This window comes from Luteibacter sp. 329MFSha, assembly GCF_900111665.1.
GTDB lineage: Bacteria > Pseudomonadota > Gammaproteobacteria > Xanthomonadales > Rhodanobacteraceae > Luteibacter.
Window position 1 is genome coordinate 785,592 of record NZ_FOJE01000001.1, and the last position, 10,056, is coordinate 795,647.

Sequence of the window (10,056 nt, forward strand, 5' to 3'; positions counted from 1 at the left end):
TACCCACGGGTGGGAGCGCGCTCGCGCGCGAACGGGTGCTCGCGACCCGCCGCCAACGGGCCACCCCCACGAAGGCGCGACATAAGCTCGAGCGCCCCATGCCTGGCTCCGGCCCTTGCTCCGCACCCGCCTCTCGCTCGTCACGCTCGCGATCGCCGCCGTCGTTGGCTGCACGGCCGTGCAAGGCCTCGCGCAGCTGCCGCCGTGGGAGCTCTCGGCTGTCGCAGGCATCCTCGCGGTTCTCATCGCTTCCGTGTCGAAGCGAACCTGGCTCCGCCTCGCCGCCGTGACATGCGCGTTCGCCGCCTGGACGGCCGTCCATGGCCACCGCGCGATGGACGCGCGATGGCCCGCCGAGCGCGACGGCGACGACATCGTCGTCGAAGGCCGCGTGATCGATCTTCCCCGACGCATCGGTAACGACATCTCCTTCGTGATGGAACCGCAAGGCAGCGCGCCCTCCGCGCCGCGCGGACGCCTTCGCCTCACGTGGTACCGCGCGAAGGCACCGCCCAGGGCATGCGAGCGCTGGCGCCTCGACGTGCGCGTGCGACGGCCACGCGGCGGCGTGAATCCCGGTGGCGGCGACGCGGAGCGCACGGCCCTGCAGCGCGGCATCGTCGCGACCGGTTATGTGCGCGAGTCGCGCGCGAACGAGCGACTGGCGGCACCGGTCTGCGTCGACGGCTGGCGCGAACGCATCGCGGCGGGCATCGATGCGTCCGTCGGAGCGCACGACGCACGCATCCTCAAGGCGCTCGCCGTCGGCGACACGCGCGGCCTCGACGCGTCGGACTGGGACGTCGCTCGCGCGACAGGCGTGTCGCATCTCATCGCGATCTCGGGATTCCATGTCGGCGTGGCGGCGGGCGGCGGCGTGATCCTCGCCCGCCTGCTGTACGCGTGGCTGCCGTGGCTCGCGCTCCGTCTGCCGCGGCCCATCGCGCAGGCCACCGCGGGTCTCGCGATCTCCGCCAGCTACGGCTTGCTCGCGGGCATGAGCCTGCCGACCGTGCGCACGCTGCTGATGGTCGCCGTCGTCGTGCTCGCCGGGCTCGGTCGCCGTCGCGCGGGTGGCGCGTCGCTGCTCGCCTTCGCCCTGCTCGCGGTACTCGTCGTCGATCCGCTGGCCGTGCTCTCCGCGGGCTTCTGGCTTTCCTTCGGCGGCGTCGGCTTCCTCATGGCCTGCGTCGCCCCGCGTTCCGCGGGCCTGCGGGGTCTGCTCGGCGAGACGCTGCGCGCGCAGGCGGCGATGACCGTCACCCTCCTGCCTCTGTCGCTCTGGCTGTTCGGCACGGCCTCGCTCGTCGGCTTCCCCGCGAACCTCGTGGCGGCGCCGCTGGTGAGCTTCGTCGTCGTTCCCCTGACGCTGCTCGGCTGCGCGACGCTCGCCATGCCCATGCTGTCCGGTCCGCTCTTCCATGTCGCCGCGTGGGTCATGTCCTGGCAGTGGCGCTTGCTCGAGATCATGGCGACATGGCCCGGAGGGCGCATCGGCGCCGCCGAGGGGACGCTCGCGGCGACGGTCCTGGCCACGCTGGGTGCCGTGTGGGTCTTCCTCCCGCGCGGCATGCCCTTGCGAGGCTACGGGGCACTGCTTTTCCTCCCGCTGGCATGCCCCGCGCGCGACGAGCCGGTCGCGGGCGCGTTTCGTGCGTGGGTGCTCGACGTGGGCCAGGGCCTCGCCGTGGTGGTCCGCACGCGGTCGCACACCCTCGTGTACGACGCGGGTCCGGCTTACGCCGGCGGCGGCGACGCCGGGGCAGGCGTCGTGCTTCCAGCGATCACCGCGCTCGGCATCGGACCGGTCGACCGACTGGTGATCAGCCACGGCGACAGCGACCACGCGGGCGGCGCCGGGTCGATCGTACGACGCTATCCCGAGGCGTCCCGGCTTTCCGGCGAGCCGGCGCGGCTTCGTCTCGACGCCCGGCATTGCTCGCGCGCGCCATCCTGGACGTGGGACGACGTCCGCTTTCGTTTCCTTCCCGTCCCGATGCCTCCGGGCGAGAAAACCAAGGGCAACGATCGCTCCTGCGTGCTCGCCATCGAGGGCGCGGGCGGTCGCCTGCTCCTCACCGGAGACATCGGCAAGGCCGCGGAGCGCCGCATGGATCCGCATGGCGTCGCGTCGACGCTGCCGACCGTGACCACCATCGCGCACCACGGCAGCCGTCATTCGTCGGACGCCGCGTGGCTCGACGCGGTGCGACCGCGGTTCTCGATAGCCTCGGCCGGCTGGCGCAACCGCTTCGGCCACCCGCATCCGTCGGTGATCGACCGACATGCCGACGTGGGTGCCGACGTCTTCGTCACCGCGCGCAGCGGCGCGATCCGGATCGATTTCCCGCGCGACGCGCCACCGCGCGTCGCGCGCGAATGGCGACGTCCTGCGGACCGTTACTGGCGCGAGTGATATTTCGCCACGCACGTCACAGCGCCGGCGCGAAGAACGGGTCTTGTTGCACCGCCGTTTGACATTCGAAATTTAGAACGATTTAAATGCGGATTCCGCAAACGAGGGGATAGCGCGTGACGGCATCGAAGCAGGCTTGGGGACGGGCAGTTCTCGCCCTGGCGACGGCAGCGGCAGTGGTACCGACGGGAGCCCTCGCGGCCACCCAGCGCTTCGACAGCTCGTTCGAAAGCGGCGATCCCTCCCTCGTGGCGAAGGCAGCCGGCGGTCTGGATGTCCAGGTCGTGGGCGGCCCGCCGGCCGAGGCCGTGCTGACCGCGAAGGCGAACGTCGGCTTCACCGGCACGCATTCGCTGCGTTACGCCGGCACCGCCACGGGCACGGCCACGACGGCGCGTCTGTTCGATACCGACATCCGCGTCGAAGACGGCACGACGCTGTCGTGGCTGGTCTTCCCGCGCTCGAACAAGGACGACCTCACCAACCCGGCGAACTACGTCACGGTGGATGTCGTCTTCGACGACGGCTCGCGGCTGTCGACCACCGCCGCGCGCGACCAGCACCGTGTGCCCGCGACGGCGAAGGGGCAGGGCGAGGGACGCGTGCTGTACCCGGACCAGTGGAACTACGTGAGCGTCGACCTCGGCGCCGTCGCGAAGGGCCGCCGCGTGCGCTCGATCGAACTCGCGGCCGACGCGCCGGCGGGCAAGGCCTTCGAGGGCTACATCGACGACGTCCGCATCGGCGTCGTCAAGCCGATGACCAGCACGCACCCGACCGATTACGTCGATACGCGCCGCGGTTCCAACGCCAACGCCAATTTCTCGCGCGGCAACAACTTCCCCGCGGTGGCCATGCCGCACGGCTTCAATTTCTGGACGCCGACGACGAACGCCGGCTCCAACTGGATCTACCAGTACCAGGAGCGCAACGGCGACGATAATCGGCCGCGCATCGAGGCGTTCGGCCTGTCGCACGAGCCGAGCCCGTGGATGGGCGAGCGCCAGACGTTCCAGATCATGCCGGCGCAGGTCGCGTCCGGCGCGCCGCCGCTGAAGCGCGAGACGCGCGCGCTCTCGTTCGGCCACGACGCCGAGCTCGCGCATCCGGACTACTACCGCGTGCGCTTCGACAACGGCATCGTCACCGAGATCGCGCCGACGGATCACGCGGCGATGTTCCGTTTCACCTTCACGGACAAGCGCTCGCAGCTGGTCTTCGACAACCTCGACGATCGCGCGGCGGTGACGCTCGACCCGGACCACCGCTCGATCCAGGGCTGGTCGGACGTCAAGAGCCGCCTCTCCACCGGCGCGACGCGCCTGTACTTCTACGCCGAGTTCGACAAGCCGGTGGCAGAGAGCGGCCGCCTGACCGGCGAGAAGCGCGACGCCGCCTCGGCGTGGTTCGGTTTCGACACGTCGAAGAGCGGCGACCGTACCGTCACCATGCGTATCGCCACGTCGCTGATCGGCATCGATCAGGCGAAGGCGAACCTGTCGCAGGAGATCGCGTCCGCCGACACCTTCGACAACGTGCGCGAGCGCGCCCGCAAGGCGTGGGACGACCGCCTGGGCATGATCAGCGTCGAAGGCGCCAGCCGCGACGAGCGCACCATCCTGTATTCGAACCTCTACCGCCTGTTCCTCTACCCGAACAGCGCCTACGAGAACACCGGCAGCAAGGACCATCCGGTCTACAGCTACGCCAGCCCGTTCTCCGCGCCGGTGGGCGAGAACACGCCGACGCACACCGGCGCGCGCATCGTCGAGGGCCAGCCGTACGTCAACAACGGCTTCTGGGACACCTACCGCACGGCGTGGCCGGCGTACGTCCTGTTCACGCCGAAGGAAGCGGGCCGCATGATCGACGGCTTCGTGCAGCAGTACCGCGACGCGGGCTGGATCGCGCGCTGGTCGTCGCCGGGCTACGCCGACCTCATGGTGGGCACCAGCTCCGACGTCGCCTTCGCCGACGCGTGGCTCAAGGGCGTGCGCAACTTCGACGTCGCGTCGTTCTACCAGTCGGCGATCCGCAACGCCTCCAGCGTCAGCACCGACGTGAAGGGCGCGGGTCGCAAGGGCATCGAGCGCTCGCTGTTCAACGGCTACACCGACGACAAGGTCAGCGAAGGCCTGTCGTGGTCGATGGACGGCTACATCAACGATTTCGCCATCGGCAACCTCGCCGCCGAGCTCGCGAAGGCGGCACCCTCGGGCGACCGCTACGCGTCGTACCGCGACGACGCGGTGTGGTACCGGGCACGCGCGCTGGGCTACGCGAACCTCTTCGATCCGGCCGTCGGCTTCTTCGTCGCCCGTGACCCGGCGGGCAAGTGGCGCTGGGACGCGAAGGACTTCAGCCCCATCCGCTGGGGTGGCGACTACACCGAGACCAACGCCTGGAACATGGCCTTCCACGCGCCGCAGGACGGCGCGGGCCTCGCGGGCCTCTACGGCGGCCGCGAGGCGCTCGGCGCCAAGCTCGACACGTTCTTCAGCACGCCCGGCAATTTCCAGGTCGGCGACTACGGCGACGTGATCCACGAGATGCTGGAAGCCCGCGACGTGCGCATGGGCCAGTACGGCCATTCCAACCAGCCGTCGCACCACATCATCTGGATGTACGACGAGGCCGGCCAGCCGTGGAAGACGCAGGACAAGCTGCGCGACGCGGTGTCCCGCCTGTACGTCGGCAGCGAGATCGGCCAGGGCTATCCCGGCGACGAGGACAATGGCGAAATGTCGGCGTGGTGGATCTTCGCGTCCGCCGGTTTCTACCCGCTGCGCATGGGCACCCCGGAGTACGTCATCGGCGCGCCGCACTTCCCGCGCATGACCATCACGATCGAAGGCGGCGCGCGCATCGACATCCGCGCACCCGGTGTCAGCGACACGAACCGCTACGTGCAGTCGCTGAAGGTCAACGGTCAGCCCTGGAACAAGCTCACGCTCCCGCACGAACTGCTGGCCAAGGGCGCGACGCTGGACTTCGAGATGGGCCCGACGCCGTCGAAGTGGGGCACCGGCGCCGAGGCGCTGCCGGCCTCGCTGACCGCCGAGGGGGCCAAGCCCGCCCCGCTGCACGACGTGACGAAGCCGGACGGCGTGACCCTCAACGGTCGCCGCGACGCGAAGCTCGCCGCCGTGGCGGATAACGACTCGTCGACCGAGTTCACGCTTCCCGCGGGCAAGGCGGAAGTCGGTTACGGGCTGAAGGCCCCGGCCACGATCTCGGTGTACACGATCACGTCGGCGGCCGCGCTGGCGGCACCGTCGGGCTGGACGCTGCAGGGCTCGGCCGACGGCAAGAGCTGGACGACGCTCGACGAACGGCACGACGAGCGCTTCCCGTGGCACCGCCAGACCCGTGGGTTCGTCGTGGCGCATCCGGCGGCGTACGCCCGCTATCGCCTGGTGTTCGACAATGCCGGACCGGTGGGCGTGGCCGAGCTGGAGCTGCTGACGCCCTGACGGCGGCGATACGGCAAGGATCGCCGGCGCCCGGACGGGCGCCGGCACCCGCGGCCGACATGTGAAGACTGCCAAGGACTGCTCAGTCCCCCGACCGGCGCCTGCTATCATGCCGGCCTGACTTTTTCTTGGCTCCGGGGTTCACGTGCTCGAGATCCTTCTGGCTGGCGGCTGGGCATTGCTGCCGATCCTCATCTGTTCGCTGGCGGCGCTGGCGATCGTGCTGGAACGTTTCTGGGCCCTGCGCCGCGCGGCCGTGCTGCCGCCGGGGCTCGGCGCCGAGGTCCGCGAGTGGGCCCGCTCGTCGAAGCTCGACGCCGCCCACCTCGCCGCGCTGGAGAAGGGCTCGCCGCTGGGTGAACTGTTCGCCGGCGCGCTCGCCGTCCGCGACCGCCCCCGCGAGCTCATCAAGGAACGCATCGAGGACACCGGCCGCCACGTCGTGCATCGCATGGAGCGTTACCTCAGCACGCTCGGCACCATCGCGCTGATCGGCCCGCTGCTGGGGCTGCTCGGTACCGTCATCGGCCTGATCCGCATGTTCATGAACGTCATGGCCGGCGGCATCGGCGATCCCACGAAGATGGCCGGTGGCATCGGCGAGGCCCTCATCTGCACCGCGTTCGGTCTCATCGTGTCGATTCCCGCCTACGTGCTGCATCGTTACTTCCGCTCGAAGGTCGGCGGTTACGTGGTGCAGATGGAGAAGGAGGCCACCGCGCTCCTCGACGATCTCTCGGCACCGCGCCCGGTCGCGCGCCGTCGCACCGCCGCGCCGGAAGCCGCCGCTCCGCAGGCCGGCTGATCCATGCGCATCGGCTCCCGTCGCGAGGACGACTTCGAGATCAACGTGATCTCGCTGATCGACGTCCTGCTCACCCTGCTGATGTTCTTCGTGCTCAGCACGACGTTCATCGAACACTCGCGCCTCAAGGTGAACCTGCCGAAGGCCGACGCCGAGGCTCGCGAGGGCACCGACAAGGCGCTCACGCTGGTCGTCGACCGTGACGGCCATTATTCGGTCGGCAGCGACGAGGTGCTCGGCGAAGGCATCGATCCGCTCAAGAGCACGATCGAACGCGTGGCGGGCCCCGACCGCGGCCGGCTGGTCGTGATCCGCGCCGACGCCAACACGGCGCACCAGAACGTGGTCCGCGCCATGGACGCCCTGGGCCAGCTCGGCTTCACCCACCTCTCCATCGCCACGACGCCCGGCGATACGGCGGCCAGCCGGTGAGCGGTCAGAAGGTATCGGTCTGGGACGTCCGCACCTGGCAGACCTACAAGCGTCTGCTCGGCTATACGCGGCGCTTCCGCACGGCGGGTTACATCGCCATCGTGGGCATGATCGTCGACCCGATCTGTCTTTCGGTGTTCACGGGCATGCTGAAGCCCCTCATCGACAACCTCTTCGTCGACAAGGATCCGTACACGATCTTCTGGATGCCGATCTGGATCGTGTGCATCTTCCTCGTGCGCGGCGTCGCTTCGTACGCCACGGACTACGGCATCGCGTACGTCGGCCGCAACGTGGTGCAGGCGATCCGCGTCGACGTCTTCGCCGCGTACCTGCGGCTGCCCGCGACGTTCTTCGCGCGTGAGCCTTCCGGTCAGCAGATCTCGCGCATCACGTACACGAGCGAGCAGGTGGCTTCGGCGTCCGCCGACTCGCTGAAGGTCGCCGTCACCGAAGGCCTCACGGTCGTCGGCATGCTTTGCGTCATGCTCTACCACAGCGCCTACCTGGCGATGGCGCTGCTGGTGCTCGTGCCGTGCGTCGTCGCGATCGTCACGGTGATCAGCCGTCGCTACCGCAAGATCAGCAAGCGCATCCAGGGCAACATGGGCACGGTGACCAGCGCGGTCGAGGAGGCTGTGGCGGCGAACCGCGAAGTCCGCATCTACGGCGGGCAACCGCGCGAAGAGACGCGTTTCGGCGAGGTCGCCGAGCGCCAGCGCCGGCTCAACCTCAAGGTGTCGTCCACCAGCGCGATGTCGAGCGCCACGATCCAGACCACGGGCGCGGTCGCGCTGGCGACGCTCGTGTTCCTCGGTACGCGGCCCGATGTCCTGAACAGCATCACGCCCGGCGTCTTCACGGCGGTGCTCACCGCGATGGGCGCCATGCTTCCGTCGCTGAAGCGCCTCGCCGGCATCCAGGCCAGCCTGCAGAAGGGCGTCACGGCCGCCGAGGACCTCTTCGCGATCATCGACGAGCCCGCGGAAGTCGACAACGGCACCGAGGAACTGGTGCGCACGAAGGGCGACATCCGCTTCGAAGGCGTGAAGCTGGTCTACGAGCGCAACCAGCACGTGGCGCTGCGCGGCGTCGACCTGGTCTGCGCGCCCGGCACCGTCACGGCGCTGGTGGGTCGATCGGGCAGCGGCAAGTCGAGCCTAGTCAGCCTGCTGCCGCGTTTCTACGAGCCGACCGAAGGCCGCATCCTGATCGACGGCCGCGACTACACGCAGTACCGGCTGCCATCGCTGCGCCGCCAGATCGCCTGGGTCGGCCAGCACGTCGTGCTCTTCGACGACACCGTGGCCGCGAACATCGCCTACGGCGAGATGGCCGGCGCGTCGGAAGCCGACATCGTCGCGGCGGCACAGGCCGCGAACGCGATGGAATTCATCGAGCGCCTGCCGGAAGGCCTGAACACGCGGATCGGGCAGGGCGGCAACTCGCTTTCGGGTGGACAGCGCCAGCGCATCGCCATCGCGCGCGCCATCCTCAAGAACGCGCCGATCCTCGTGCTGGACGAAGCCACCAGCGCGCTCGATACCGAATCCGAACGCCTGATCCAGGACGCCCTGACGCGCCTCATGCGCGATCGCACCACGCTGGTCATCGCCCATCGTCTCTCGACGATCGAGCACGCCGACCAGATCGCCGTGATGGAGCAGGGCCGCATCGTGGAACTCGGCACGCATCGCGAGCTCCTCGACCAGGGCGGCCAGTACGCGGCACTGCATCGCATGCAGTTCCACGAGCAGGCCACGGCGGGCTGAGCCGATGGCCCTCGGCGCGTCGCTGCAACGGCGTTGGTACGGCGGCGGCACGCCGCCGCTCTGGACGCGGCCCCTCGAGGCGCTTTACGGGCTCGTGGTGCGTCGCCGTGCCGAGCGCTTTCGTGCCGATCCGGCGAGCGTCGTCAGGCTCCCGGTGCCGGTCGTCGTCGTCGGCAACATCACGATCGGCGGGACCGGCAAGACACCGCTGATCGTGGCGCTCGCGAAGGCCATGGCACAGCGGGGATTCCGTCCCGGCATCGTCAGTCGCGGCTACGGCGGCTCTGAACGCGGTCCCTATCTTCTGACCGGCGACGACGATCCGTCGAAGGTCGGCGACGAGCCCAGCCTCATCCGGCAGAGCGGCGTACCGGTGGCCATCGGCCGCGAACGTCCCGAAGCGGCGCGACTGCTGGTCGACGCCGGCTGCGATCTGGTGCTCGCCGACGACGGCCTGCAGCATCATCGGCTCGGCCGCGACGTCGAGATCTGCGTCGTCGATGGCGAGCGCCGCCTGGGCAATGGGCACCTGCTGCCTGCCGGCCCGTTGCGCGAATCCGCGAGCCGGCTCGCCACGGTCGATTTCATCGTCGTCAACGGCGGTGTGCCGCGCGATGGCGAGATCGTCATGCAGCTGGAGGGCGGCGTGGCGGTGAACATGGCCGACGACTCCCTCACCGCGCCGCTGGCGGATTTCGCCGGCCGACCGGCGCACGCCGTCGCCGGCATCGGCAACCCGGCGCGCTTCTTCGCCAGCCTCGCCGCGCAAGGCATCGCGGTCCACGGTCATCCCTTCGCCGACCACCACGCGTTCACGCGCGACGACTTCACGTTCGCCGACGGATGCCCCGTCCTGATGACCGACAAGGACGCCGTGAAATGCCGCGCCTTCGCGCGTCCCAACTGGTGGCGCGTCCCCGTCCGGGCCATCCTCCCCGAAGCCTTCTACGACGCCGTCGCCTCACGCATCCGCGCCAGTCGCTGACCGGCGGTGCCACTGCCCGGTGGGAGCCGATCGCATCGGCGATCGCCCGGCAAGCACCCATCGCGGATACGATCCGCTCCCACCCCTCCGGTAGCACCGTCAATGAACTCTGGTGGGAGCCGATCGCATCGGCGATCCCGCGGCAGCGGGCAAGCTCGCCGCGAGCACCCACC

The 10,056-nt window shown here is 69.7% G+C and carries 6 protein-coding genes; all 6 read left to right on the forward strand.

Features of this window, described 5'->3' with window-relative positions; genetic code table 11:
* The first annotated feature begins 115 nt into the window (after positions 1-115).
* The 6 genes from BMW54_RS03460 to lpxK all read left to right on the forward strand — a co-directional run bounded on the left by BMW54_RS03460 (position 116) and on the right by lpxK (position 9,883).
* Positions 116-2,416 carry a DNA internalization-related competence protein ComEC/Rec2 gene (locus BMW54_RS03460; RefSeq protein WP_090053009.1) on the forward strand — a complete coding sequence of 767 codons (2,301 nt, stop codon included), beginning with the start codon at positions 116-118 and terminating at the stop codon, positions 2,414-2,416.
* A gap of 176 nt (positions 2,417-2,592) precedes the next feature.
* Complete coding sequence (locus BMW54_RS03465; RefSeq protein WP_254779038.1) at positions 2,593-5,889, forward strand: GH92 family glycosyl hydrolase; 3,297 nt, start codon at positions 2,593-2,595, stop codon at positions 5,887-5,889.
* Positions 5,890-6,034: 145 nt separating this feature from the next.
* The gene (locus tag BMW54_RS03470) at positions 6,035-6,694 is read left to right on the forward strand and encodes a MotA/TolQ/ExbB proton channel family protein (RefSeq protein ID WP_254779039.1); all 660 of its coding nucleotides are present in this window, start codon (positions 6,035-6,037) and stop codon (positions 6,692-6,694) included.
* A 3-nt stretch (positions 6,695-6,697) separates the two neighbouring features.
* Positions 6,698-7,126 (forward strand): ExbD/TolR family protein, encoded by a 429-nt coding sequence (locus BMW54_RS03475; protein ID WP_090053011.1) that lies wholly within the window; start codon positions 6,698-6,700, stop codon positions 7,124-7,126.
* On the forward strand, positions 7,123-8,898 hold the full coding sequence (gene msbA, locus BMW54_RS03480) for a lipid A export permease/ATP-binding protein MsbA (protein WP_090053012.1): 1,776 nt from the start codon (positions 7,123-7,125) through the stop codon (positions 8,896-8,898). Before BMW54_RS03475 ends, msbA begins: the two co-directional genes overlap by 4 nt.
* Before the next feature lie 4 nt (positions 8,899-8,902).
* Complete coding sequence (lpxK, locus tag BMW54_RS03485) at positions 8,903-9,883, forward strand: tetraacyldisaccharide 4'-kinase (protein WP_090053014.1); 981 nt, start codon at positions 8,903-8,905, stop codon at positions 9,881-9,883.
* Positions 9,884-10,056: the final 173 nt, after the last annotated feature.